The sequence below is a fragment of the Herbiconiux daphne genome (assembly GCF_024979295.1).
GTDB lineage: Bacteria > Actinomycetota > Actinomycetes > Actinomycetales > Microbacteriaceae > Herbiconiux > Herbiconiux daphnes.
Genome location: NZ_JANLCJ010000520.1, coordinates 1 through 620, shown reverse-complemented (window position 1 = coordinate 620; position 620 = coordinate 1). Strand labels below are relative to the sequence as shown.

Annotated in this window: 2 protein-coding genes; both read left to right on the top strand. The window is 44.5% G+C overall.

Features of this window, described 5'->3' with window-relative positions; all coding sequences use genetic code 11:
* Positions 1-235 (top strand): hypothetical protein (locus N1032_RS26215; RefSeq protein WP_259543574.1); only part of this gene is annotated, 235 nt, incomplete at its 5' end.
* Positions 236-243: 8 nt separating this feature from the next.
* Positions 244-513 carry a hypothetical protein gene (locus N1032_RS26210; RefSeq protein ID WP_259543572.1) on the top strand — a complete coding sequence of 90 codons (270 nt, stop codon included), beginning with the start codon at positions 244-246 and terminating at the stop codon, positions 511-513.
* The last annotated feature ends 107 nt before the right edge of the window (positions 514-620 follow it).

Here is a 620-nt window from a genome sequence, read left to right as displayed (position 1 = left end):
CACAGCGCAACCGCGAACCGCTCGTTCGGAAACTGCCACCCAAAGCAATTCCCGTACCGCATCATCTCGTGCCACATCCAACCGTCCAGTAAACGGTGGTTACTACTGGCTGACAGTCAACGGTGAACAGACTATCGGTAAGTTCAATTCTTCAGTTAACAGCTTTGAAATCATCGGCTGGGAAGTTCCTGTAGAACAGGCTGAAGTAACTGTGGGTGCTCGTATCACTCAGTAAGGTGGACAATGCACTACGAATTATCAAATGGGGTTAAAGTAAACCTCTGCAATAATTTCGAAACTGCTAAATTCTTACTGTTCAAATTTCCTCTTTTACATGTAACCTTTGTGGGAGCAATCCCACACATGGTTGTGAATGCTAAGATTGAGAAATTGATTCAGGTGAAACGCAGAGTTGAAATGAACCGTGAGATCAAACAGCGTCGTATACTTGCTCGTCAAGAATTTATTGACGCTGATTTGATTGACCCTTGGGATGATGACATCCCATTCTGAGGTAGCTAATGAATGTAGTTTTACCTATCAAAGATGGAAAGGTATTACTAGTCCGCGGCAGTGACGGATACCTCCGTCCTGCTATGGGTAAAGGTAATGCAGGGACT